The following is a 22,953-nucleotide window of genomic DNA, read 5'->3' on the forward strand; positions in this document are numbered from 1 at the left end:
GAAATACTCATGAAAAACTTACTTGTTGCTAGTGCTTTGCTTGCTGCTGCGTTACTGTCGTTCTCAGCTGAAGCCAGGGATGATGTGGTTACTTTGGAAATTAAGCCAGCAGTAGAGACTGCTAAGGCAAAAGAAGCTCTACATGATGTGCCTTTCTATTTTGCGGGGCAATCGCACCCGGAAGTGGCTCAATCCATGGGCGTTATTAGCACAAGTCGTAAAACCAATGCCTTTGGTAAATCTGACCGAGAAGCCTGTGAATGGGTACTGCTGTCGGCACTAAAAGTATTACAGGAAAACGCTCGTGAAAATGGTTACGACGCGGTGATTAACATTAAGTCGAACTACAACCATAATGAGTTTGCGAGTGCCGAAGAGTTTCAATGTGGCGCAGGCTTCTTAATGGCCGGCGTTGCGCTAAAAGGTGAAGTCGTTAAGTTCAAATAAGGATAACAACAATGAAATACTTACTAGGAGCGGTTGCAGTAAGTTTGCTGACAGCCTGCTCACAGTCACCAAGCAATGATGAAGAAGTGAATAATCAGATGCAGTATCCGGAAACGCGTAAAGGCGATGTCGTAGACACCTACTTTGGCACTGAAGTCGCAGACCCGTATCGCTGGTTAGAAGACGACCGTAGCGAAGAAACGGAAGCCTGGGTAAAAGCGCAAAATGAAGTGACTTTTAGCCATTTGGAGAAAATTCCATTCCGCGAAAAAATTGAAGAGCGCTTAACGGAACTGTGGAATTATGAAAAAGTCAGCGCGCCTCGTTTTGAGGGCGACTACATCTATTTCTACAAGAACGACGGTTTGCAAAACCAGTACGTTGTTTATCGTAAGAAAAGTGAAGATGCTGAAGCCGAGGTCTTTTTAGACCCGAACAAGTTCAGTGAAGATGGCACAACGTCGCTGGCTCAGCTAACGTTCAGTGAAGACGGCTCTATTGCCGCTTATTCTATTTCTGAAGGCGGTAGTGACTGGCGTAAAATTATTGTGATTGACGCAGAAACTGGCGACCAGCATGAAGAACCGTTAGTAGACGTGAAGTTCAGCGGTATTTCGTGGAAGGGCAACGAGGGCTTCTATTACTCAAGCTATGACAAGCCTGAAGGCAGTGAGTTGTCCGCAAAAACGGACCAGCACAAGTTGTATTACCATGAGATTGGTACGCCTCAGTCTGAAGACGACCTAATTTTCGGTGGTACGGAAGCTGAGAAGCATCGCTATGTTGGAGGTTATGTGACCGAAGACGATCGTTTCCTGGTGGTTTCGGCTGCTAATTCGACGTCTGGTAACAAGCTGTACATTAAAGATTTGACTCAGCCGGACTCTGAACTGGTCTTGGTTGACGGTAACATGGACTACGATACCTCGGTTCTAACAACTCGCGGTAGCACTCTTTATTTAGAAACGAATATGGATGCGCCTAACGGTCGTGTTGTTACCGTGGATGCAAGCAACCCAACACCTGACAACTGGCAGGACTTTATTGCACACAGCGAGCATGTGCTAAACCCATCAACAGGTGCAGGTTATATCTTTGCAGAGTATATGGTTGATGCGGTATCAAAAGTCGAGCAATACGACTACGACGGTAAGAAAGTGCGTGACATCGCCTTGCCGGGAGTAGGCAGTGCGAGTGGCTTTAGTGAAAAGAAAGACGCAGAAAAAGTGTATTACAGCTTCACTAACTACAGCACGCCAAGCACCATATACGAAATGAACCCTGAAACGGGAGAGTCGACCGTGTACGAAGAATCGGGCGCGGACTTTGACCCTAACGAGTATGTGAGTAAGCAGGTGTTCTATACGTCTAAAGACGGCACTGAAGTTCCTATGATCATCACTCATAAAAAAGGTGTTGAGCTAGACGGTACGAACCCAACTATTCTATACGGCTACGGTGGCTTCAATATTAGTCTGACACCAAGTTTCAGCATTGCTAATGCTGCCTGGCTGGAAATGGGTGGTGTTTATGCGGTTGCCAACTTACGTGGCGGTGGTGAGTACGGTAAAGAGTGGCATAAAGCCGGCACTAAGATGCAAAAGCAAAATGTGTTCGATGACTTTATTGCGGCAGCGGAATATCTGATAGAAGCTGACTATACTTCGTCTGAGCGCTTGGCAGTTCGTGGTGGCTCAAACGGCGGCTTGCTGGTTGGTGCGGTAATGACACAACGTCCCGAGCTGTTTGCGGTTGCGTTACCAGCGGTTGGTGTTTTGGACATGCTGCGCTATCACACATTCACTGCTGGTGCTGGTTGGGCGTATGACTATGGTACAGCAGAAAACAGTAAAGAAATGTTTGAATACTTGCTGAACTACTCGCCAGTGCATAACGTAGAACAAGGTGTTGAGTATCCGGCAACGCTGATTACTACGGGTGATCATGATGACCGTGTAGTGCCTGCTCATTCCTTTAAGTTCGCAGCAGAGCTGCAGGATAAAGCAGGTGGTGATAATCCGCAGTTAATTCGCATTGAGACCAATGCGGGTCACGGTGCAGGAACACCAGTTTCAAAAACGATTGAGCAGTATTCGGATATTTTCGGCTTTACGCTCTATCACATGGGCTTCGAGTCACTTCCTAACGAATGATAGGAGATGGATATGAACGCATTAAAATTAACCGCTATGGCAGGTGCAGCGGCACTGTTAGCCGCTTGTAGTGCGGAAGAGACGGAAACTCGTTGTACGACCGCTCCGCAATCAGAATGGATGGATCAAGAGCAGTTCCAGGCTGGTTTAAAAGAGCAGGGGTATGACATTAATGAGTTTAAAGTCACCCCGGGTAACTGCTATGAAATTTACGGCAAAAATCAGACAGGTGAGAAAGTAGAAATTTACTTCAACCCAGTCGATGGCAGTGTCGTAAAACAAGAGAAAGAGTAAGCTAATGGGTAAGCCAGTGGTTATTTGGGATAAGTTTATTCGCATTTACCACTGGCTTATTGTTATTGGCTTTACGCTAAATTATTTTGTATTAGAGCCAGGTGAAACGGTCCATCAGTGGATTGGTTATAGTGTTTGGGCTTTAGTATTTGCTCGTGTTGTATGGAGCTTCGTTGGCCCTCAGCGAGCAAGATTGAATGACTTTTTTCCTACCCCCAGCCGAATATCTAAACATCTGCGTGAATTAAAAAGTCGCAAGATTCCTAAAGAGTCAGGTCATAACGCCATCGGCGGCATACTGATATTGTTGTTCTGGCTGTTATTTTTAACGCAGGGGGTTACCGGTTTTCTACTTGAAGAAACCGACGCCTTTTTTGGCAGTACGCTTGTCGAGAACATTCACGAATACATTGCCCATAGCTTATTTATAGGTGCTATTATTCATGTTGCAGCCGTGTTTTTGACAGGTTGGTGGGGCCGCATTGAGCTTATAAAGCCCATGATTACAGGGCGTCGTAAATCTTAAATTTATAACAACCGTTCATCTTTTCTTTTATTAAAAACTACCGTAGAATTCAGATAATAATCAGTGTTTAAAAAGTAGACAGATTTGGAATCCTCCCCTTTATTGGCTGCCCAGCCCATTTACGACAAAAAGAATCGGTTTTACGCAGTAGAGCTACTGTACCGAAGCGCCATTAATTTATCGGCTGAAACTGTGGGTGACACCGCAGCGACCAGTGAAGTCGTGTTTAACTTATGTGCGGGTATTACTGAGCAAACCACTCAGTACGACGCAACGGCCTTTATAAACGTATCAAGTGACTTTCTATTATCACAGAGCTTCCTGCCTATAGAGCCAGATAAGGTCGTTATTGAGCTTTTAGAGACCATAAAGCCAACGCGAGCTGTTGTGAATGCAGTAGCACGCTGGCATGAGAAGGGCTTTCGCTTTGCACTCGATGACTTCGAGTTTGACCCTGCCTGGGAGCCGTTACTAAAGTACGCGTCTTACATAAAGGTGGATGTGTCTACTGTCACTATTGACCAGGTTCGAGCCTTTAAACAGGAAACCACTACCTTCAAAGGCAAGTGGTTAGCAGAGCGAGTGGAAGACGAAGCGACCAAAAACGCTTACGAAGAACTGGGTTTTGACTTGTTTCAGGGCTACTACTTCGCTAAGCCGGAAGTCATCTATGGTACTCGCCTAGAGCCGTCTTCCCTGCAGCTCGCAAAAGTGCTGTCTTTATGCTTTGAAAAAGAGCCGGATTTGACTGAATTGTCGCGAGTGATATCAGAAGATCCAAAGTTGTCCGTCAGCCTTCTTAAAATTGTGAATAGCCCTCTGTATCCAACGGCGAGCCCAATTACTCGGGTCAAAGATGTGATCATGCGATTGGGTATTGAGAAATTGCGGGGCTGGATAGCGCTTATAGGCTCCGTTGCTGCCAGTAGTCAGGAAGCGTCACGTATGGTGTTGGTAAGAGCACAAATGTGCTACGAACTGGCTAAAGGGCAGAGAAATAAAGACTTAGATCCTGATCAATGCTATTTCGTGGGGTTGCTATCAGGTATTGATATTATGTTGGGGGTGGATAAAAAGGCGTTTTTTGAAAAGTTGCCTCTGTCACCTGAAACACAAGCAGCAGTGAATAACTTAAAAGGGCCTATGGGTCAGTGTTTGAGTATTGCGTTGAAACTGGAACGCCTGATTCAAATGAAGCTGCGGCTGGAAACCCTTCAGCCACGCCTGTTATCAACCTACCGTTTGGTATCCAATAACGTACAAGAGTTATTTAATACCATTTAAGCGCTGGCGTTTTTGGCCAACTGCTGGATTTTTCCAACAATAGCTCTTAATCCATTCCCACGAGTTGGGGTAATGTGGTTTTCCAGGTCAAGCTGGTTAAAGTACTGGTCAATATCAAACGCCAAAATCTGTTCAGCCGTTTTGTCATGGTAAGCCGCCATAACTAGTGTTAGCAGCCCCTGCACAATGACCGCATCACTGTCGACGTGAAACAGCAACTTCCCGCCTTTCTCTTCACTAATAAGCCAAACATTACTCTGACAGCCGCGTACCAGATACTCTTCTTTATGCTGCTCTTCCGGCAAGCCTGGTAGTGCCTTGCCAAGATCAATAATATATTGGTAGCGCTGTTCCCAGTCGTCCAGGAATTCTAAATCATCAAGAATTTCGTCAGTTGTAGGTAAGTTCATGGCTAATTCGGTATTCCTGTTTAGAAAAACACACCAGCTTCAAGCTGCGCTTCTTCGCTCATCATATCGCGCGACCAAGGAGGATCGAACACTAGGTTTACATTGACCTTGTCAACATTCGGCACCAGTGAGACACGATACTCAACGTCACCGACCAGTACTGGTCCCATGCCGCAACCCGGCGCGGTGAGCGTCATATCAATATTAACCCGCGAACTGTCTTGGTCTATATCGACTTTATAAATAAGCCCCAGAGACACTAAGTTAATGGGAATTTCCGGGTCGTAGATGGTTTCCAGTGCATCCCAAACTTGTTGTTCGGATATTTGGCCGTCTTCGGGCGCGGGAAAGTCGAGTTTCTCCGGCTTGCGACCAATGGCATCGCCATCGGTACCGTCAATGCGCAGCATATTACCCTGCCAAGTGACGGTGTAATTACCGCCCAGGTCCTGGGTAATATTCACAAACTCCCCTTTGGGAATGATTTTAGGTTCGCCCGATGGCACCTTACGCGCTTTCACTTCGCGTAAGGTATTCACCATTTTCTGTTGCATGATGTCGTTATCTTTCCCGTTTAGCTAACGCTGAAGCTTTCGCCGCAACCACATTCGTTAACAACATTAGGGTTGTTAAACTTCACAATACCGTTAATGCCTTCTTTAACGTAATCGATTTCTGTATTACGCACTAATTCCAGCGCATTCGGGGCTATAGCAACCTTAATGTTGTCGTTAATTTCTACGACTTCATCACCTTCCTGAATAGCGTCGACGGAGTCCAGAACATACGCATAGCCGGTGCAGCCACTTTGCTTTGTTGATAAGCGTATCAAGTTACCCGACTCGTTTTTCAGTCGCGACTCAAAATACTTAATGGCACTGTCCGTCATGGAAATAAGTGATGACGAAGGGCTAAAAGTTTCTACAGACATTGTGTCCTCCTGCCGTTAGGCTAGCATCATACGAGCTTTGTTGATGCCCGCAAAGAGCTGATCAACCTCGTCTAATGTATTGTAGATGGTAAATGACGCACGTGCGGTTCCCGGCACATTCAGGCGTTTCATCAATGGTTGCGCACAGTGGTCGCCAGTACGAATTGCGATTCCCTGTTTATCTAACAGGAAGCCGATGTCAGCCGGATGTGCGCCTTCCAAAACAAAGCTGAGTACGCCAATTTTATTAGGGGCGTCACCAATAATTCTCAAGCCTTCAGTTTGCTTAGCTAATTCGGTCGCTCGTGCCAGTAACGCTTGTTCGTGAGCGCGTATTTCTTCCGCGTCGTACTGCTGAATCCAGTCAAGTGCTGCGGCCAGGCCAATAACGCCTGCTATGTTCGGCGTGCCTGCTTCTAAACGGTTAGGAAGCTCGCCCCAGGTTGCATCCTGATAGCTAACGGTAGCAATCATTTCGCCGCCAACTAGCCACACTGGCCAGTCATTCAAAACATCGAACCGACCCCAAAGGACGCCAATGCCGGTTGGGCCAAATACCTTGTGGCCAGAAAACGCGTAAAAGTCACAGCCAATGTCCTGAACGTCTATAGCACCGTGAGCAACGCCTTGAGCGCCATCAATTAAGACTAAGGCGCCTTTGCTTTTAGCCGCGGCAGTCAGTTCTTTAATTGGGTTTACAGTACCTAGAGCGTTGGACACATGCGGCATAGCAACAAACGCGGTGTTGTCACTCAATAACTCATGAAAGGCGTCAACGTTAAGCTCGCCATTGTCATGAATGGGCACCACTTTTAGGGTAGCGCCAGAGCGTTTACACGCCTGTTGCCAAGTGACCAAATCAGCATGGTGCTCCATTTCGGTGACCATGACTTCGTCACCGGCTTTTAGTCGTTGTGCAACACCGTTAGCGACTAAGTTAATGCCTTCAGTTGTACCGCTGGTCCAAATCACTTCTTCGTTACGGTTCGCATTAATGTACTTTGCGACCGTTTGGCGTGCAGCTTCGTAACGGCGTGTTGCTTCGTCTGACAGGTAATGAGCACCGCGATGCACGTTAGAGTTGCACTGCGTGTAATAGTCCACCAGAGCATCAATCACCGCTTGCGGCTTTTGAGTCGTAGCGGCATTGTCTAAATACACTAACGGGTGACCATTAACCTCGCGTGACAGAATTGGAAACTGCTTGCGAATGTCTGCAACATTTAGGCTCATTGCTGCTCCATCATACGCTCGAAGCGTTGCTTAAGTATTGGCTGAAGCCAGTTTGCTAATGCGCGATTTGGCATTTGGAAAAGCAGCTCCTGTACAAAGCCGAAGTTAAGCATAACCAATGCCTGCTGCTTGTCGATACCGCGAGTCAGCATGTAATAAAGAGCTTCTTCGTCAATTTCTGCGACGGTAGCACCGTGAGCACACTGAACATCGTCCGCATAAATTTCCAGCTCAGGCTTGGTATTAATTTGTGCGCCACGAGTCAGTAGCAGGTTGCGGTTGTTCAGCTCAGCTAAGGTTTTCTGAGCATGGCGATGTATGTGAATACGGCCGTTAAATACCGCTTTTGCCTTGTCGCCAATAATACCGCGTGCATTTTCCTCGGTGGTACCGTTAGGTTGCGCATGTTCTATGGTGCTGTGTAAGTCGAAATGTTCTTTCGGTGCCAACAAATAAATGTTGTTGAACTTCGCAAAGGCGTGCTCGCCTGCGTGTTCAATATCGACATCCAGACGTGTTAGCTGAGAGCCGTACCCAACTAAAGTGCTGTTAAGCTTCGACTCGTTGTGTAAGCGGAAATGGCTACCACCAACGTGAATAGCTTCGCCTTCGTGCAGCGCTAACCGGTAATGTTCTAAAGCTGCTTTGTCGGCAATGTCGTACTCTGCGAAGGCGGTATTCAGGCTATGCCCATTACCCGCACCGTGCTCAATAATAACGGCTTTGGCGCCTTCACCGACACGAACCAATGAGCGCTGATGCGACTCAACGCCATCGCTGGCAAAGTTAACAATGCGTATTGGCTGCTCAACGTTCGCGTTTGGCGCAATATCAATGACCACACCGTGCTGAGCGAGTACATCGTTCACCAAACCAAATAAATGATGCTGAGGCTTAACTTGTCCGAACAGATTTTCTGCCGCGTCGTTTTTCGTGTCCAAAGAGGCAATGGTGACGCCATCAGGTAATACCAAGTTGGTCATGTCGCTCGTCAGGCGACCGTCAACAAACACCAAATCAATGCTGTTTAAGCCCTCAACCTGAGGCGCTTCGGCCGTTGTTGCTTCGCTTGTCGTTGCAAGGTTTAAGTCTGCGACTTTGTGCAAAGACGTGTAGCGCCAAGCTTCTGTGCGACGTCCTGGCCACTCTTTTTCTTTCAGCTCTGCTAACGCTTTCGAGCGCGCAGACGCTAACCAGTCGTCAACATTGCCGGCACGCTCAATAACTTGTGCTAGCCATTGACTCATGCGACTTCTCCTTCCTTAAGCCAAGCGTAGCCCGACTTCTCAACTTCTTTAGCCAACTCAGGGCCGCCACTTTTCACGATTTTGCCGTTTGACAGAATGTGAACATAGTCCGGCTCAATATAGTCCAGCAAGCGCTGATAGTGAGTCACAACGATAAAGCTGCGTTTGCCGTCGCGTTGACTGTTAACGCCTTTCGCAACAACCTGAAGCGCATCAACGTCCAAGCCAGAATCTGACTCATCGAGAATAGCCAGCTTAGGCTCAAGCATAATCATTTGCATGATTTCATTACGTTTCTTTTCACCGCCTGAGAAACCTTCGTTAACGCCACGTTTTAAGAAGTCGAGAGGAAGCTCAACCTGCTTGCAGGCTTCTTTTGCCTTTTTCAGGAATTCTGCAGAGCTTAGTGCGTCTTCACCGCGAGCTTCGCGCATCGCATTGACCGACTCTTTCATGAATTCCATGTTACTGACGCCCGGAATTTCGACCGGGTACTGGAATGCCAGAAATAAACCCGCTTGAGCGCGCTCTTCCACTTCCATGTCCAGTAAGTCTTTGCCTTCAAGGCTGACACTGCCGCTTTCTACTTCATAACCTTCACGGCCAGAAAGCACATAACCTAAAGTACTTTTACCGGCGCCGTTGGGGCCCATAATGGCATGCACTTCACCCGGCTTAATATCTAAATCAAGGCCTTTAAGAATCGTTGTTTCTTCCACGCGAGCGTGTAAATCTTTAATTGATAGCATGTCTTACCCCACTGAACCTTCAAGACTGATTTCAAGCAACTTACCGGCTTCCACGGCGAACTCCATTGGTAGTTCGCGGAATACTTCCTTACAGAAGCCATTCACAATCATTGAGACTGCTTTTTCAGGGTCGAGGCCTCGTTGCTGACATAAAAAGAGTTGGTCATCACTCACCTTAGAGGTGGTGGCTTCGTGTTCAACAATCGCTGTTGGATTGCTGCTTTCGATATACGGGAATGTGTGCGCACCACATTGGTCGCCAATAAGCAGCGAGTCACATTCGGTAAAGTTACGCGCGCCTTCAGCGCCAGGGCCCATTCGAACCAAACCACGATACGCGTTATTGCTGCGTCCGGCGGAAATACCTTTGGAGATGATGGTCGACTTGGTGTTTTTACCTAAGTGGATCATCTTAGTGCCGGTATCGGCTTGTTGCTTGCCGCGAGTTAGAGCAACTGAGTAAAACTCACCGACACTGTTGTCACCTTTGAGAATGCAACTTGGGTATTTCCAGGTAACCGCGGAGCCTGTTTCAACCTGAGTCCAGGAGATTTTTGCGTTTTTCTCGCACAATCCGCGCTTGGTTACAAAGTTATAAATACCACCTTTGCCGTCTTCGTCGCCCGGGTACCAGTTTTGCACTGTTGAGTATTTAATTTCAGCATCGTCTAGTGCGACAAGTTCTACGACGGCGGCGTGTAACTGGTTTTCGTCACGCTGCGGTGCCGTGCAGCCTTCTAGGTAGCTGACGTAACTGCCTTCTTCGGCAACAATCAGTGTGCGCTCGAATTGACCCGTATTCTGCTCGTTTATACGGAAGTAGGTTGATAGTTCCATAGGGCAGCGAACGCCTTTTGGAATATAAACAAACGAGCCGTCGGTAAACACCGCGCTGTTTAACGCCGCGAAGAAGTTGTCGCCTTTTGGAACCACGGTCCCAAGGTATTTCTTCACGAGCTCTGGGTATTTGTGAAGAGCTTCGGAAATTGGGCAGAAAATAACGCCAGCTTCCTCTAGCTTCTCGCGGAAGGTGGTCACCACGGAAACCGAGTCGAATACGGCATCAACCGCAACACCTGCTAGCATTTCTTGCTCGTGCAAAGGAATGCCCAGCTTTTCATAAGTGCGCAGCAGTTCAGGATCAACCTCATCTAACGACTTCGGTTTATCTTTCATGCTCTTAGGTGCTGAGTAATAAGAAATAGACTGATAGTCGACTTTTGGATAGTCGACATGCGCCCATTCAGGCTCGTTCATTTTTAGCCATTTGCGGTAGGCCTGCAGACGCCATTCGGTCATCCACTCCGGTTCACCCTTTATTTCCGATAAACGACGAATGACATCCTCGTTTAAACCGGGAGCAAAGGTTTCCGATTCTATTTCAGAGACAAACCCAGCATCGTATTTACGTTCTAGAGCCTGATCAATTTGTTCGCTCATGTTTACCACCTTACTTATATGCGAATACTGAGTATTATAAAATACCTGACTAAAACACTCAACTTTATCCGAAGCCTTGCTTTAAGCTGCGCGCATTATACGTTTGTTTGCATAATTTGTCGCCTTAGGTTGGAGTTTTGGGGCTGGTAGGATTTGGCTTTTTTTAAAATTAATGTAGACTTTAAATAACAAAATGAGTCGTATAATTTGCATTGCTAACCTTTTAATTTTTAAGGGCTGTAACAAATTGTTACATATTGTTTGCCCGCGCCACCTTCCAAGTGATGCTTTTTTGCTATTATAAAGGGCCATGACTTTCGTTTGAAAAATGTAAATAAAAACTTGAAAGTCTTTGTGGTCGGTTTTAAGGGGTGTTATGACGCGCTTTTCTCAACTTGCTCTAATTGAACACCAAAAACGGACGCAGAACCTCGCTTTATTGGCAGAATCTCTGGAAATTGAAGTGACTCATCCGAGCTTATCCGAGCTGCTTAATCAGCTTCCGGATAAAGACATCATGGTTGCGTACTCGTTAAGTTCAGAGCAACTTTCAAGAACAAGCACAGCGAATGAAGTTGCTGCGCTTGCTAAGAGCTACGCCTTGTTTTTGGTCAATGTTAAGCCGGACTCGGTTAAGCCGTCGCAAGCACTGAATTTAGGTGCCCGCGGCATAATTTATGAGAATGAGCATTTAGACCGCGTGTTGACGGCTCTTAAAGTCATTAGCCAGGGAGAGCTTTATTACCCACGTTCATTACTGTCTGACAAGATAGAAGAAATGATGTTGCGTCGTCATGCAGAAGATGATTCTGCGGCGTCTTTCTCGCAGCTAACCTCGTTAACGCCGCAAGAACTGAAGATTATTGAGCTTGTTGGTACTGGCGCCAGAAATAAGGAAATAGGTGAGCAACTGAATATTAGCGCGCATACGGTGAAAACGCACCTGTCCTCCATTTTCCGAAAGACGGGCGCGCGTAATCGGGTCGAATTACTGAAGTGGTCGAATTATGCGATATCTAATTAACAGCGAGTTATTAGCTGTCTGCCCGCCAAAAGCCGCGCTCCTGACCTTTTTCTATCAATTCAACTAACGCTTTTTCCATCGCCTGTTTCACTGAAAGCTGGACAGGTTCATTGGTTGAGTAGCCGCCTTCAAATTCAGCTAAGCGATTCAACGATACGTAACGGAATAGGCCCGCTCGTAGCTCTTGAGAAAATACTTTTTTGTTTGCTGAAACGGATATTAATACTTGGCCGGTGTAGACATCAACTGCCCGTAAGTAGACCGACACCTGATCTTCGCGGTATAGCTCTGAGGCACCAATACCAAAGTATTCAGCGCCAATACCACCGGTACTGACGTTAGTGTCATAACTAATAATTCCACCCTCGAGAAGTAGTCTGGCTTCTCGTAGCGGCGGTAAATCAGAGTCCTTACTGGAGTTGTGAATTTTTCGCTCAGTCAGCAGGTTCTGAAGATTCTCTCGCTCCATGGGTAAAAACCAACCTGACTCAAGCAGCATCTGCGTTAGCATAGATGTTGCACCTTGAGTCACTGCCGTTGAAAAGCTGGACACATTCGCTTGTGGTTTATACTGTCCAGTCTGATCGCGAAACGCGTAAACCGAAACTGGGATCCGACTTTTTGGCACCGGCTGCTTCTGAAGCGCAACCATCATTGAACTTGGTGCGTCGATTTCAGCTGGGGTAATGTTTAAATCGGTTGGCTTTGGCATCATCGCACAGCCTGACACTGCCAACGTTAAACATAGTAAAGTAATAATACGAATATTCATGGTCACTCTCTTTTAAATCGCTGGCATGGTAATGACAGTTTGCTCACCGGTCTCGTTATGCGTTATGTAAACCAGAACGCTACCGTCTGGTTGACCGATAACTTCTACGGTGTACTCACCGGTGTCATAAAGACCTTCGACAATTTCCCCATCGGCTATGCGTCGGGTTAGAGAGTTAATGATGTTGCGCTCCAAAGCATCGCGAAACCTATCAACGAAGGAACGCCCCTCGTCTGGAGCTGTATGAGCATTTTGGCTTTGAGCTTTTTGCAGAAGGAAGCTGCCATTCATTGGGTTTCCGCCAAAGCTTGGGTTTATTGGCTGGTATACAATCTCAGTAGCACTAACGGATGCCGATGAGACAATTAAAGCCAGCATGGTAATTGAGAGTTTTTTCATAATTAACGCCTTTTAAAATTCATTATTGTTTGGCGAGTCGAAAACGGAGTCCGCTTTAATGCGAGCGACTTCGTTAATACTAATAAGGATGGCCTGTTCGGCTAATTTTTTAACGTCGTTCTGGCGTCGTCCAAAATAGGTCTCGAACACTTTCTTTTGTTCCATTTCCACCCACAAATAAGTTCCTGCTTGAGGGTAAACGCGTTCGTTGACGACGACGGTAATACCGTTAGTTGACGGAATGTCCCGCCAGTAACTCGTGTAATAGAAGAAAAAATCTTTACCAAAACGAGAAATCGTTCGGTCTAAAACCATACCGCCAAGCTCAATTTCATCGGCGTGGCTAAATGGTGTTATTAAAATTATTATAAATAATAGTTTCTTAATCATAAGAGCCTAAAAAGCGGCTACCTGAAAGTAGCCGCTTTACTATCGAGCTAATACTGAAATATTAGTACTGAACGACGGTTGCTACGTTGTAATCGCCTTGCTGATAAACACTCATTGTGTTGCTATCGCTAAACTGACCACCAGTTACAACGTTGTTGTTACCAATTTGTTGAATGTCAACATTACCACCATTACCACCAACAATAAATGAGCCTTCATCGCCAGCGATAACGTTGCTGTTACCCTCTTGAGCAAAGGCAATAACATTGTCACTACCACCGATAATGGTATCAATTAAGTTGATGTCACCTGTTTGCGTAGATTGCAGGTCGTTACCTGAAGTGGTTCCGGCATCGTAAGAGTAAGCAAGTAGCGTGTTGCTGTCACCGTGTTGGCGAGAGTACACATCATTATCATCACCGGCGATAACGATTTCAGCAGTATTCGCATCACCAATTTGTCGGCTATCAGCTTCGTTGCCTGAACCAATCAGAGCAACACCGTTAAAGTTCTCGTCACCGCGGCTGGAGATGTAGATATCGTTGAAAGAGCCATAAGATTCAGCGACAGCAATGTTGTTATCGCCACGTTGATCCATTTTAATGATGTGATCGTCACCCTCAGTCGCAAATACGGCGTAGTTGTTGTCACCATTTTGGTCGGCGTCAACTGTATTGTAATTACCGATCATGCCGGTAGCTGCTTCTACAACGTTAGTGTTACCTTCCTGGTTAACAGCAATCTGGTTAACATCACCTTGAATTGGCTGGATAAGAAATTCGTTGCTTGAGCCGTCTTGATAAACATCAACAAAGTTTTCATTACCCGAAAGGCTCTGTGCGATGAAGGTGTTTGTTGAGCCATATTGCTGAACCCAAACAGCGTTCATATCGCCGTTAGCACCAACAACGCCGCCAACGTTTCCGTCGCCTTCCTGGTCAGCAGTGAACTCATTCATGTTGCCAGTTGCAGAGAAGTAACCCGCTTCGTTAGAAGAGCCTGATTGGTTCGCTTCAAAGTAGTTGTCGCTACCTTCAATTTGGAAGCTTGCCCAGTTAAGGTCGCCTGATTGAGCAATAGACGCGCTGTTGTAGTCGCCTGCTAAATCGATTGAGCCTGTGTTCGCGCTGCCAGACTGCTCGACAATAGCAGTATTAGCATTACCTTCAAGGAATACTTCAGCAACGTTGTAGTCACCTTCCTGGAAGCTTGATAGTACGTTTTCGTCACCTTCAATATTCGAGTCTAAGGTGTTCCAGAAGCCATACTGCTCACCCTCGACTAAGTTAAAGTCACCAGTGACATAAGCGTACGCTTCTTGAAGGCTGTCTAGCTGTAGCAAGAAAGTGTCGTTTCCTTCACCGTATTGGTCAGCGTAAGCCCAGTTTAAGAAACCACCTTGCTCGATATACATGTTGTTGCCTGATTCAACAGCTTCAGATGAATCTTGGTTCACAACTGCGATGTGAGCTTCAGCGGCCGCATAACCTGAAAACGCTAAGGTTAAAGCTAAAGCAACTGCACTTTTTTTAAGAATTGTATTAGACATGATTGTTCTCCATTGATTGTTCTTATTTGAACTGCGTGATGGACATTTCAGCGGCAGCACCCGTCTGCTGAATGGTTATTGAATTGCCATCACCAAGTTGTTGAAGCTGAATAACATTGTTCGCACCAACTTGAAGGATGGTCGCTGAATTACTGCGTCCAGACTGCTCTGCAGTGACAGAATTATTGAACCCTTGCTGCTCGACGGTGAGGGTATTTTCCAACCCAAACTGAGTGAGATATGCGTAGTTTTGCTCGCCTGCCTGGGCGAGTGAAGTGAGGTTATAAGAGCCTAGCTGAGCAATTTCCGCATGGTTCGCAAGGGACTGCCGCTCCAGTAACCCTGCTAAAGCAACAGGAATGTCGCCGGCTACTCCCGGAAGAGAGACCAACATAACGACTGTTGCTGTTAAAAGTTGTTTTAAAAAAGTCAAAGCGGAACACCTTATTGTTAATAATTCCGCTAACAAGAATAACGGCTGATTTTTACTCAACAATCGTATGAACGGTGTATTTTTAAAATCGTTTTTGAACGAAAATTATCAGCTAATACATGGTGTTATGTTTCTGTTGTGAGTTAACCCACCTAGATGTCCTAGTCCCTTTGTCGTATTTAGCGTTAAGAAACGTAAATATCTAACTTTTGGCGTAAATTGCTGTGGAAAATATGCTACTTATTTTTTTAGTGACGAGATGAGCAGTACGCACATTTGAATGAAATTCCTACAACAATAATGAGGAAGGAAGAATGACGAATTTAAAAAAATTAGTCGTCGGCGTATCCATGGCGCTAGCAACGGGTGCTGCGGCGGCTAATGGTAAACAGGCGGATGACGATTCATTGCTGGTAGTATTTAAGCATTCAGCGACGAAAGAGCAGCGTCAAGATTTAATAAGCCGCGCTGGTGGTACGCTAAGAGCCTTGGATAACCGTGGCCGTGACATCGCGATGCGTAATATCGCCGATGGCCGCATTGCACAGGTTAATGTTCGCAATGCAAAACAGCGTGATGCTCTTATTAAGCGCCTTTCTAATCATCCCCTTATAGAAGTTGCTGAGCCAAACTACATCATTTCAATTAATGACACGAAAAGCTCTAATTTCAATATCTTAGCAACTCCGGATGATCCTGCATTTGGTGACATGTGGGCGCTGGAAAATACCGGTCAAAGCGGCGGTACGCCAGGTGTAGATATTGATGCGCGTCCAGCTTGGGATATTACGACCGGCGACTCTAACGTTGTTATTGGTGTTATCGATTCGGGTGTTGATTACACGCACCCAGACTTAGCCGGTAATATGTGGGTTAACCCGGGCGAAGTTTGTGACAATGGTCAAGATGATGACGGTAACGGTGTAGTCGATGACTGTTATGGTTACTCTGCGGTTAATGGCAATGGTGACCCAATGGATGAAAATGGCCATGGTACGCACGTTGCCGGTACTATCGGTGCGAGTGCCAATAATGGTCAAGGTGTAACCGGCGTTAACTGGGACGTCGAAATTATCGGCTGTCAGTTCTTGGGAGCCGATGGGCGTGGCAGCACAGCGGCCGCTATCGAATGTATTGACTACATGACGAACCTAAAGGTCAATCATGGGGTTAACTTAGTGGCGACAAACAACTCGTGGGGCGGTGGTGCCTACTCTGAGTCACTTAAAACCGCAATTGCTGACAGCATCGATCAAGGCATTATGTTTGTGTCTGCTGCCGGTAACGACGGGATTGACTCTGATGTTACGGCAAGTTATCCGGGCGGTTATGACCTGGACGGTATTGTGAATGTGGCTAACACAACACGCACTGACTCACTCGCTGCGTCATCAACTTATGGTGCGGTGTCTGTTGACTTAGGTGCGCCAGGTACCGAAATCCTTTCTACGTACTTAAATGGAGGCTATGCAACAGCTTCGGGTACGTCTATGGCAAGTCCGCATGTTGCTGGTGTGGCTGGCCTTATCTGGTCGATTGCGCCACACCTGAGTGTTACAGAAGTGAAGCAAATATTGATGGACTCTGGCGAGAGTATTCCTGCTCTGTCAGGTAAAACTGCGTCAGGAAACCACTTGAACGCGCTTAATGCCCTGCTTGCAGCTGACCCAGACCCGGCTTACCGCTTAGAGCTGAGCCCATCAAACCAGGAAATTGTTGCGGGTGACAGCACAACTCTAACGCTGGATGTTGGCAGCATTGCTGACTGGTCTGGTGCGGTTGACTTAAGTGTTTCTGCTGAACCTCAGCTAGACGTTTCTCTGTCTTCGAACCAAGCGCAAAACGGCGAAACGGTTGACGTACAAGTGACGACAACGGAAGAAACTGCGTGGGGTGAGTACGTTATTACCGTTAGCGGTACCGATGTAGAAACGGGCGAAATGACTCGCGACGTAAGTGCTACTGTATACGTGCTTCCGCAAGGTCTTTCTGACTTCTATTATGAAGACGCCGCAAACGCAGATATTCCAGATGACGACAGTAACGGTATCAGCCGTGTGATTAATGTGCCTGAAACCGGTGTTGTATTTGGTGCTGAAGTGAGCGTTGATATTACTCATACATGGCGAGGTGATTTGATTGTTACATTGACTTCACCTGAAGGTACGACCCAAACCTTGCACGACCGCGCTGGAAGTAGCGAAGATGATTTAGTCGCAACTTGGAATGTTGATTCCTTCAACGGCGAAGACATGACCGGCGACTGGACTCTGAATGTCTCGGATAACGCGGGTGCAGATACTGGTACTTTAAACCATTGGTCGTTAACTCTGACCGCAGTTGAAGAAGACGATGGTTTGCCAGATGCTCCGGTAGCAGGCTTTGAGGCTAGCGTTGAAGACCTAACTGTCAGCTTTACCAATACCTCAAGTGATAACGATGGCGACATTGAAAGCTATTTCTGGGAGTTTGGTGATGGCAGTACTTCAACCGAAGCCAACCCGGTTTATGCGTACTCTGAAGAAGGTACTTACGACGTGACTCTAACAGTGACTGATGCAACTGAGCTGTCAGATACAGTGACGCAGTCGGTGACAGTGAGTCTGACGGATATCGAGTTAGATGTTTATCGTTCGCGCTTATTACGCAGCGGTACTGCTTTAGTTGACCTTCGCTGGTCAGGTGCAGCAGGTGACGTAGACTTGTATCGCAACGGTGAGTTTGTTGAAACACTGTCAAATACAGGTCGCGCTCGTGACCGCTTTGACTCAGACGGTAGCGACGTTGTTTACCAGCTGTGTGAAGCGGGTACAGAAGCTTGTGACTCAGTGACTGTTAGTTTTTAATTAACATTGAGTTAACAATCTAACTGGTATTATAATAGGGGCCATTACGGTCCCTATTTTATTTTTTGGTATTTAGTTATGCGACGCAGTAAAGGATTTACATTAGTCGAGCTTATTATCGTCATTGTTGTACTTGGCGTGCTATCGGCTACAGCCGCTCCTCAATTTATTAACTTCTCCAGCGATGCTGAGAAAAGCCGACTTCATGGCTTGGAAGCGTCACTTAAATCAGCGTTAGACATTACCTACAGTAAAGCTGCTATTCAGGGAATAGAGCAGCAAAGTGCGGCCTGCTTGGGTGGTAAGTTTGATGACGTTAATATCAGTTGCCCGGACGGAGGCACGCTGCTTTTTTATGGTTATCCGGCAGCAAAAGGGAATGTGCTTAATAATGTGATTAACTTAACCGACTGGACAGTGTCTGAAGTAGGCATTGGCAGTGTTATTCGTATTGCGGCAAGCAACGACCATATCGATAGTTGCTACTTAACATACTCAGAAGCAACCTCAACCAGCGAGCCCAGCGTACAAATTTATGCCGACAACTGCTGAGGTATATCGCTGTAAAACTTTTCTGTGACATCCGGGTGCGATCGCTTACGCCCTTTAAGAACATTCTCGCCCACCTGTCGCAGCAGTGGGTTCTTAGGATCGCTGCTAGGTCCGTGCGCCAAACGCTTTAAGTGCTCTGGCAGTTCCAATACCGGAATATCGGCATCAAGCTGTGCGGCCATGAAAAACGCCGAAGAATAACGCGTTACTCCAGCCGGCGGGCTAACAACTCTGTGGTTGGTTGCCTTTAAATAGCCGTCTGACGCTAATTCAAGTAACTCCCCGATATTAACGACGAGAGCACCGTTACGAGGGCTTACAGAGTGCCACGCATTGTTAATCTCAACTTCTAAACCGCTGTGTTCATCTTGCAGGACAAAAGTTAGGTAGCCAGGATCCTTATGAGCGCCAACGCCTTGGTTGTCAGTAGTCTTGCTACCTGGGTATTTAATCAGTTTGGTATGCCGGTAGGGTCCGTTTTCAACCGTTGGCTGCAATGCGTCCGCAGGTTGCTCCAATGCTTCACAAAGTGCCGACAATAATGTCAGCCCTACCTCGGTTAAACGGTCCTGCCAAGTGAGTAGTGTCGAACGCATACGGGGGATTGCTTCTGGCCATTGGTTTGGGCCAATGAGCTTTTGCCATTCATCAGAAATTAAGTGGCTGTTTACTGCGGGCAACTCGTCCATAATGTCGAATTGTTCACGAAAGTCTGACGCTCCCGCTGTCACTTCTGCGTGTGTTTGGTTATAACCACGAAAGTGCGGTGAGTTTGCCATTTTCACTTGTTGTTTTTCTTTTTCACTCAAGGCAAAAAATGATTTTGACAGTGAAATAATGTCCTCTTGCTCTGTTTGAGTTAAGCCGTGATTCTCCAGGTAGAAAAAGCCAACATCTCTAGCCGCAGCGCCTAACTTGCGTATAAAAGACGCACGGATTGAATCATCAGCGTTTTTGTAGTCAGCAAGTGACAAAACCGGAACTGAAGACGACATAACACTCCTCAATAAAGCAAACTGCTTTAAAATTTGATCTGGATTCTACGCCCAGGTGGAGCGGCACTGAAGAATCAAAACGTTCTATGGTAGATATATTGGCTATATTGCATCGGCTGTGTAGAATTACCGACTTCTGTATTTTTAAAAGAGAGTAAGACGATGGGTCGCGCCTACCAAAACCGTAAAGAGTCGATAGCCAAAACTGCAAATGCGAAAAGTAAAGTATACAGCCGCTATGGCCGTGAAATTTATGTGTGTGCAAAACAAGGCGGGGCAGACCCTGACGCAAACTTGTCTCTTCGTTCTCTCATTGACCGTGCTAAGAAAGACCAAGTACCAGCGCATGTTATCGAAAAAGCCATAGACAAAGCACAAGGCGGTGCTGGTGAAGACTTCTCGCCCGCTCGCTATGAAGGTTACGGGCCAAGCAATTGCATGGTGATTGTCGAGTGCTTAACCGACAACCCGAACCGTACATTCGGCGACGTTCGTAACGCTTTCACCAAAAGTAAGTCCAAAATAGGTGAGCAAGGCAGTGTCATGCACTCGTTCGAGCATTGTGCGATTTTCGCCTTTAAACACGACAGTGAAGACGATGTGTTAGAAGCGTTAATGGAAGCCGATGTTGATGTCACTGACGTTGAGTTTGAAGACGGTCAGGTCACTGTATTTGCTCCGCATACCGAATACGCTGCGGCTCGTCAGGCATTGACATCAGCTTTTGAAAACATTGACTTTGACGCTGACGAAATTCAATTCCTGCCGCATGTCACTACGACAATTTCAGAAGACGACCAACCTATGTTTGAGCGTTTAATGGATATGTTAAACGACTTAGATGACGTTCAGCGCATTTACCACAACGCCGAACAGTAAGTTGATAGAGATCAATACGCGCAAAGATTAAACCTTTTAAGCTTTATGGGTATTCAATAACAAGGAGTTACCCATGAAGCTTAAAGCGTTGTCTTATGGTGTATTGTTGAGCTTGCTAAGCACCCCTGCTTTAGCAAGTGATTTTTCCCTCAATGTTGGTGCCATCTCGGTCATGCCTGATGACAGCAGCTCAAGCCTGAATGTCGTTGAAGGCGTAGCAGGGTTGCCGGCTAACAGCACGGGCGTTGGCGTTAATACCAATACGCAACTTGGTCTGACTCTAGACTATGCGATTGACAACAACTGGACAGTGGAACTGGTTGCAGCAACACCGTTCAGTCACGATATTACCGCCACAGGCGCATTAGCTGGTTTGAAAGTGGGTAAAACTAAGCATTTACCCCCAACACTACTAGCGCAGTATCACTTTGATTTGAACAGCGATACGTTTAAACCGTTTGTTGGTATTGGTGTGAATTACACCGCGTTTTTCGATGAGCAGGTCGACCCGCAGCTGCGTTCAACGTTGGGTAGCCTGGGCGTTGTTACCGACAGCGACTCGGTTGACTTAGCGCTTAAGAACAGCTGGGGTTACGCATTACAGGCGGGCGTGAACGTGGCCATTAATAAAGACTGGGGTCTGCATTTTATGGTCAGCAAAGTGGATATTGATACCACCGGTGACGTGCGTGTGAACGGCAATACCATACAAAGCGTTGACGTTGATATCGACCCTTATGTTGCTATGGCTGGTGTGCGCTACAACTTCTAAAGTAACACTTAATGCGGCGAACGCTTTGCTAACTTACGTTGCAGTGTTCGCCGATGCATGCCTAAGTCTCTCGCTGTTTTAGAAATATTCCCGTCATTGTCGTGCAGCACTCGCTGAATATGCTCCCACTCTATTTGGGATGGACTTAACCGTTGTGTTTCTGACGCTTCTGTATCGACTTCTTCACCCCGTATTCGGCTTAATAACTCGGATGTCCCAACGGGCTTCGTTAGGTAATCAGTTGCGCCTCGCTTCATAGCTTCGACAGTGGTCGCTATGCTTGCGTATCCGGTAAGTACAATGAGGTGTTTGGGCTGAATATGCCGGGTAATAGGCTCAATAAGCGACAGCCCGTTATCGTCTCCCAGCATCATGTCCAACAATACGACATCGAACTCGCCGCTGGCCGAAAGCGCCTGAGGCGCCGAATGAGCAACCACGACGCTAATATCGTGCTGTTCCAGCCGGCGTTTTAAAATGCGACAAAAGCCTTCGTCGTCGTCAATAATAAGGAGCTTTATTTCAGTCATTGTCCACTATGGGTAGTCGTACCTGAGTCATGGTGCCGTTGCCATTTGATTGCCAGCTAACTTTGCCGTTAAGACGCTCGATGGTGGCGTGACTAATGACTGCCGCGACACCCATGCCAGTATCACTTTTACTCAACGACATGCCAAGCTTTTCCTCGCCAGAAACTTGAATGCCCGAGCCCTTGTCGAGAATTTGAATTACTAATTGCTGCTGACCTTCTGACGTATAGTCGTCGAAAGTAACAATCGTTTCTTGTTCACCATTACGGATACCGGCTTCAATGGCGTTCATAATTAAATTAGCGATAGCCGGGAAAAGTGTTCGGTCGGCTTTAATTGCGCAGTATCGTAACGATTCCGGTAACTCCCAGTGTAATTGAGCGTCGGGCTTAACCACTCGCAGAAGCTGTTGCAGTTGTACTGACATTTCTCCTGCTGTGTATAGGTGCTGACGCTTGCTACGAACATCATCGGCAGCTTCGCGCCACTGGGTTAAGCTGAGCTCAACCTGTCGCAGATACTCGCTAAAGTCACGCTTAAGAGTAATATCCACATCAGTTTCCTGAAGTTCTTCATTTAATAGTCGCAGGGATTGTACCGGTGTGGCGACGTCGTGAGTGAGCTGCGCTGCGGCCGCGCCAATAGTCAGGAGTTGCTCGTCTCTAAGTTGCCTTTCCCGCATTGCTTGAAAGGCCTTTTCAGACTGTAACCACTGCCGTTTCAGGTAGTACATCGATAAAGCAATAATCATCGCTGCAATCACAAAACCGATGAGCATACCTTGTGCGTGTTGCAGCATTTCGGGATGCATGGCGTGTGGAAACTCCACGGTTTTTGCTTGCAATAGTGATGGCAGCTCAAGCTGGGACACCTGTCCCAGAATACTTATACAGAGCGTCGCAACCGCCGGTGCCGTCGGCAGTAATAAGAACGCTATGACAATAAAAATCAGCAACAACGAGGTGAACGGGTTGCTAATGCCACCATTGTAGGCAACCCACAAATTCCCCAGAGCAATGTCGATAACTAGCGCAACAAAGACGGCCCAATGTTGTTTTGAAATGAGTTTATAAGTCAGTAGCGTAATCATCGAGTGTC

25 protein-coding genes are annotated in these 22,953 nt (G+C 46.8%); 10 read left to right on the forward strand and 15 right to left on the reverse strand.

Going from position 1 to position 22,953, the window contains the following annotated elements; genetic code table 11:
• Positions 1-9 precede the first annotated feature (9 nt).
• From CWI73_RS07225 to CWI73_RS07245, 5 genes are all read left to right on the forward strand, one after another.
• Complete coding sequence (locus CWI73_RS07225) at positions 10-447, forward strand: excinuclease ABC subunit A (protein ID WP_126752162.1); 438 nt, start codon at positions 10-12, stop codon at positions 445-447.
• A gap of 11 nt (positions 448-458) precedes the next feature.
• On the forward strand, positions 459-2,600 hold the full coding sequence (locus CWI73_RS07230) for a prolyl oligopeptidase family serine peptidase (RefSeq protein WP_126752163.1): 2,142 nt from the start codon (positions 459-461) through the stop codon (positions 2,598-2,600).
• Between the two features lie 6 nt (positions 2,601-2,606).
• Positions 2,607-2,894 (forward strand): PepSY domain-containing protein, encoded by a 288-nt coding sequence (locus CWI73_RS07235; protein ID WP_380298932.1) that lies wholly within the window; start codon positions 2,607-2,609, stop codon positions 2,892-2,894.
• A gap of 4 nt (positions 2,895-2,898) precedes the next feature.
• Complete coding sequence (locus CWI73_RS07240) at positions 2,899-3,420, forward strand: cytochrome b/b6 domain-containing protein (protein ID WP_241968866.1); 522 nt, start codon at positions 2,899-2,901, stop codon at positions 3,418-3,420.
• An 84-nt stretch (positions 3,421-3,504) separates the two neighbouring features.
• Positions 3,505-4,704 (forward strand): EAL and HDOD domain-containing protein, encoded by a 1,200-nt coding sequence (locus tag CWI73_RS07245; protein WP_126752165.1) that lies wholly within the window; start codon positions 3,505-3,507, stop codon positions 4,702-4,704.
• Here CWI73_RS07245 and CWI73_RS07250 read toward each other — a convergent pair.
• Genes CWI73_RS07250 through sufB form a run of 7 tightly spaced genes read right to left on the reverse strand, consistent with a single transcriptional unit; the run spans position 4,701 to position 10,714 of the window.
• The gene (locus CWI73_RS07250; RefSeq protein ID WP_058576546.1) at positions 4,701-5,114 is read right to left on the reverse strand and encodes a SufE family protein; all 414 of its coding nucleotides are present in this window, start codon (positions 5,112-5,114) and stop codon (positions 4,701-4,703) included. The two genes, CWI73_RS07245 and CWI73_RS07250, sit on opposite strands and share 4 nt — an antisense overlap.
• Before the next feature lie 20 nt (positions 5,115-5,134).
• Positions 5,135-5,668: a putative Fe-S cluster assembly protein SufT gene (gene sufT, locus CWI73_RS07255; protein WP_053954265.1), complete on the reverse strand. Its 534-nt coding sequence runs from the start codon at positions 5,666-5,668 to the stop codon at positions 5,135-5,137.
• A gap of 20 nt (positions 5,669-5,688) precedes the next feature.
• A complete protein-coding gene (locus CWI73_RS07260) occupies positions 5,689-6,045 on the reverse strand; it encodes a HesB/IscA family protein (RefSeq protein WP_126752166.1) in 357 nt (118 codons plus the stop codon).
• A gap of 15 nt (positions 6,046-6,060) precedes the next feature.
• Positions 6,061-7,278 carry an aminotransferase class V-fold PLP-dependent enzyme gene (locus CWI73_RS07265; protein WP_126752167.1) on the reverse strand — a complete coding sequence of 406 codons (1,218 nt, stop codon included), beginning with the start codon at positions 7,276-7,278 and terminating at the stop codon, positions 6,061-6,063.
• Positions 7,275-8,525, reverse strand: a complete 1,251-nt coding sequence (gene sufD, locus CWI73_RS07270; RefSeq protein WP_126752168.1) for a Fe-S cluster assembly protein SufD — start codon at positions 8,523-8,525, stop codon at positions 7,275-7,277. Before sufD ends, CWI73_RS07265 begins: the two co-directional genes overlap by 4 nt.
• Complete coding sequence (gene sufC, locus CWI73_RS07275) at positions 8,522-9,274, reverse strand: Fe-S cluster assembly ATPase SufC (protein WP_126752169.1); 753 nt, start codon at positions 9,272-9,274, stop codon at positions 8,522-8,524. Before sufC ends, sufD begins: the two co-directional genes overlap by 4 nt.
• Before the next feature lie 3 nt (positions 9,275-9,277).
• Positions 9,278-10,714, reverse strand: coding sequence for a Fe-S cluster assembly protein SufB (sufB, locus tag CWI73_RS07280; RefSeq protein ID WP_126752170.1), 1,437 nt, complete (start codon positions 10,712-10,714; stop codon positions 9,278-9,280).
• Positions 10,715-11,090: 376 nt separating this feature from the next.
• Between sufB and CWI73_RS07285 the strand changes: the two genes are divergently transcribed.
• A complete protein-coding gene (locus CWI73_RS07285) occupies positions 11,091-11,738 on the forward strand; it encodes a helix-turn-helix transcriptional regulator (protein WP_126752171.1) in 648 nt (215 codons plus the stop codon).
• A 10-nt stretch (positions 11,739-11,748) separates the two neighbouring features.
• On the opposite strand, the gene CWI73_RS07290 is transcribed toward CWI73_RS07285, so the two are convergent.
• From CWI73_RS07290 to CWI73_RS07310, 5 genes are all read right to left on the reverse strand, one after another.
• The gene (locus tag CWI73_RS07290) at positions 11,749-12,510 is read right to left on the reverse strand and encodes a CsgG/HfaB family protein (protein ID WP_198675162.1); all 762 of its coding nucleotides are present in this window, start codon (positions 12,508-12,510) and stop codon (positions 11,749-11,751) included.
• 12 nt (positions 12,511-12,522) lie between these two features.
• Positions 12,523-12,909 (reverse strand): curli assembly protein CsgF, encoded by a 387-nt coding sequence (locus CWI73_RS07295; RefSeq protein ID WP_058576555.1) that lies wholly within the window; start codon positions 12,907-12,909, stop codon positions 12,523-12,525.
• Positions 12,910-12,921: 12 nt separating this feature from the next.
• Positions 12,922-13,299, reverse strand: coding sequence for a curli production assembly/transport protein CsgE (locus tag CWI73_RS07300; RefSeq protein ID WP_058576556.1), 378 nt, complete (start codon positions 13,297-13,299; stop codon positions 12,922-12,924).
• 61 nt (positions 13,300-13,360) lie between these two features.
• Positions 13,361-14,848 carry a hypothetical protein gene (locus CWI73_RS07305; protein ID WP_126752172.1) on the reverse strand — a complete coding sequence of 496 codons (1,488 nt, stop codon included), beginning with the start codon at positions 14,846-14,848 and terminating at the stop codon, positions 13,361-13,363.
• A 22-nt stretch (positions 14,849-14,870) separates the two neighbouring features.
• Positions 14,871-15,281 carry a curlin subunit CsgB gene (locus tag CWI73_RS07310; RefSeq protein WP_058576558.1) on the reverse strand — a complete coding sequence of 137 codons (411 nt, stop codon included), beginning with the start codon at positions 15,279-15,281 and terminating at the stop codon, positions 14,871-14,873.
• Between the two features lie 314 nt (positions 15,282-15,595).
• Here CWI73_RS07310 and CWI73_RS07315 point away from each other — a divergent pair, with 314 nt between their 5' ends.
• Entirely contained in the window at positions 15,596-18,127 is a 2,532-nt protein-coding gene (locus tag CWI73_RS07315) for a S8 family serine peptidase (RefSeq protein ID WP_126752173.1), read from the forward strand.
• A gap of 78 nt (positions 18,128-18,205) precedes the next feature.
• Positions 18,206-18,679 (forward strand): type II secretion system protein, encoded by a 474-nt coding sequence (locus CWI73_RS07320; protein WP_126752174.1) that lies wholly within the window; start codon positions 18,206-18,208, stop codon positions 18,677-18,679.
• Here CWI73_RS07320 and CWI73_RS07325 read toward each other — a convergent pair.
• Complete coding sequence (locus CWI73_RS07325) at positions 18,661-19,674, reverse strand: isopenicillin N synthase family dioxygenase (RefSeq protein WP_126752175.1); 1,014 nt, start codon at positions 19,672-19,674, stop codon at positions 18,661-18,663. The two genes, CWI73_RS07320 and CWI73_RS07325, sit on opposite strands and share 19 nt — an antisense overlap.
• 162 nt (positions 19,675-19,836) lie before the next feature.
• Between CWI73_RS07325 and CWI73_RS07330 the strand changes: the two genes are divergently transcribed.
• Positions 19,837-20,553, forward strand: coding sequence for a YebC/PmpR family DNA-binding transcriptional regulator (locus CWI73_RS07330; RefSeq protein WP_126752176.1), 717 nt, complete (start codon positions 19,837-19,839; stop codon positions 20,551-20,553).
• Positions 20,554-20,626: 73 nt separating this feature from the next.
• A complete protein-coding gene (locus tag CWI73_RS07335) occupies positions 20,627-21,325 on the forward strand; it encodes an OmpW/AlkL family protein (RefSeq protein ID WP_126752177.1) in 699 nt (232 codons plus the stop codon).
• Positions 21,326-21,333: 8 nt separating this feature from the next.
• On the opposite strand, the gene CWI73_RS07340 is transcribed toward CWI73_RS07335, so the two are convergent.
• Both CWI73_RS07340 and CWI73_RS07345 read right to left on the reverse strand, forming a co-directional pair.
• A complete protein-coding gene (locus CWI73_RS07340; RefSeq protein ID WP_126752178.1) occupies positions 21,334-21,855 on the reverse strand; it encodes a response regulator transcription factor in 522 nt (173 codons plus the stop codon).
• Positions 21,848-22,945 carry an ATP-binding protein gene (locus tag CWI73_RS07345; RefSeq protein WP_126752179.1) on the reverse strand — a complete coding sequence of 366 codons (1,098 nt, stop codon included), beginning with the start codon at positions 22,943-22,945 and terminating at the stop codon, positions 21,848-21,850. The genes CWI73_RS07340 and CWI73_RS07345 overlap by 8 nt, the downstream gene beginning before the upstream one ends.
• Positions 22,946-22,953 lie beyond the last annotated feature (8 nt).

Origin of the sequence: Idiomarina piscisalsi (assembly GCF_003987095.1) — a bacterium.
Classification (GTDB): domain Bacteria; phylum Pseudomonadota; class Gammaproteobacteria; order Enterobacterales; family Alteromonadaceae; genus Idiomarina; species Idiomarina piscisalsi.

What these genes read in the sequence shown, in the direction of transcription:
- CWI73_RS07225 (WP_126752162.1), top strand. Translation starts at nt 10, where the DNA reads ATGAAAAACTTACTTGTTGCTAGTGCTTTGCTTGCTGCTGCGTTACTG.
- CWI73_RS07260 (WP_126752166.1), bottom strand. Translation starts at nt 6,045, where the DNA reads ATGTCTGTAGAAACTTTTAGCCCTTCGTCATCACTTATTTCCATGACG.
- CWI73_RS07295 (WP_058576555.1), bottom strand. Translation starts at nt 12,909, where the DNA reads ATGAAAAAACTCTCAATTACCATGCTGGCTTTAATTGTCTCATCGGCA.
- CWI73_RS07235 (WP_380298932.1), top strand. Translation starts at nt 2,607, where the DNA reads ATGGATATGAACGCATTAAAATTAACCGCTATGGCAGGTGCAGCGGCA.
- CWI73_RS07320 (WP_126752174.1), top strand. Translation starts at nt 18,206, where the DNA reads ATGCGACGCAGTAAAGGATTTACATTAGTCGAGCTTATTATCGTCATT.
- CWI73_RS07335 (WP_126752177.1), top strand. Translation starts at nt 20,627, where the DNA reads ATGAAGCTTAAAGCGTTGTCTTATGGTGTATTGTTGAGCTTGCTAAGC.
- sufD (WP_126752168.1), bottom strand. Translation starts at nt 8,525, where the DNA reads ATGAGTCAATGGCTAGCACAAGTTATTGAGCGTGCCGGCAATGTTGAC.
- sufT (WP_053954265.1), bottom strand. Translation starts at nt 5,668, where the DNA reads ATGCAACAGAAAATGGTGAATACCTTACGCGAAGTGAAAGCGCGTAAG.
- sufC (WP_126752169.1), bottom strand. Translation starts at nt 9,274, where the DNA reads ATGCTATCAATTAAAGATTTACACGCTCGCGTGGAAGAAACAACGATT.
- CWI73_RS07240 (WP_241968866.1), top strand. Translation starts at nt 2,899, where the DNA reads ATGGGTAAGCCAGTGGTTATTTGGGATAAGTTTATTCGCATTTACCAC.
- CWI73_RS07265 (WP_126752167.1), bottom strand. Translation starts at nt 7,278, where the DNA reads ATGAGCCTAAATGTTGCAGACATTCGCAAGCAGTTTCCAATTCTGTCA.
- CWI73_RS07285 (WP_126752171.1), top strand. Translation starts at nt 11,091, where the DNA reads ATGACGCGCTTTTCTCAACTTGCTCTAATTGAACACCAAAAACGGACG.
- sufB (WP_126752170.1), bottom strand. Translation starts at nt 10,714, where the DNA reads ATGAGCGAACAAATTGATCAGGCTCTAGAACGTAAATACGATGCTGGG.
- CWI73_RS07340 (WP_126752178.1), bottom strand. Translation starts at nt 21,855, where the DNA reads ATGACTGAAATAAAGCTCCTTATTATTGACGACGACGAAGGCTTTTGT.
- CWI73_RS07315 (WP_126752173.1), top strand. Translation starts at nt 15,596, where the DNA reads ATGACGAATTTAAAAAAATTAGTCGTCGGCGTATCCATGGCGCTAGCA.
- CWI73_RS07330 (WP_126752176.1), top strand. Translation starts at nt 19,837, where the DNA reads ATGGGTCGCGCCTACCAAAACCGTAAAGAGTCGATAGCCAAAACTGCA.
- CWI73_RS07305 (WP_126752172.1), bottom strand. Translation starts at nt 14,848, where the DNA reads ATGTCTAATACAATTCTTAAAAAAAGTGCAGTTGCTTTAGCTTTAACC.
- CWI73_RS07230 (WP_126752163.1), top strand. Translation starts at nt 459, where the DNA reads ATGAAATACTTACTAGGAGCGGTTGCAGTAAGTTTGCTGACAGCCTGC.
- CWI73_RS07300 (WP_058576556.1), bottom strand. Translation starts at nt 13,299, where the DNA reads ATGATTAAGAAACTATTATTTATAATAATTTTAATAACACCATTTAGC.
- CWI73_RS07345 (WP_126752179.1), bottom strand. Translation starts at nt 22,945, where the DNA reads ATGATTACGCTACTGACTTATAAACTCATTTCAAAACAACATTGGGCC.
- CWI73_RS07250 (WP_058576546.1), bottom strand. Translation starts at nt 5,114, where the DNA reads ATGAACTTACCTACAACTGACGAAATTCTTGATGATTTAGAATTCCTG.
- CWI73_RS07290 (WP_198675162.1), bottom strand. Translation starts at nt 12,510, where the DNA reads ATGAATATTCGTATTATTACTTTACTATGTTTAACGTTGGCAGTGTCA.
- CWI73_RS07325 (WP_126752175.1), bottom strand. Translation starts at nt 19,674, where the DNA reads ATGTCGTCTTCAGTTCCGGTTTTGTCACTTGCTGACTACAAAAACGCT.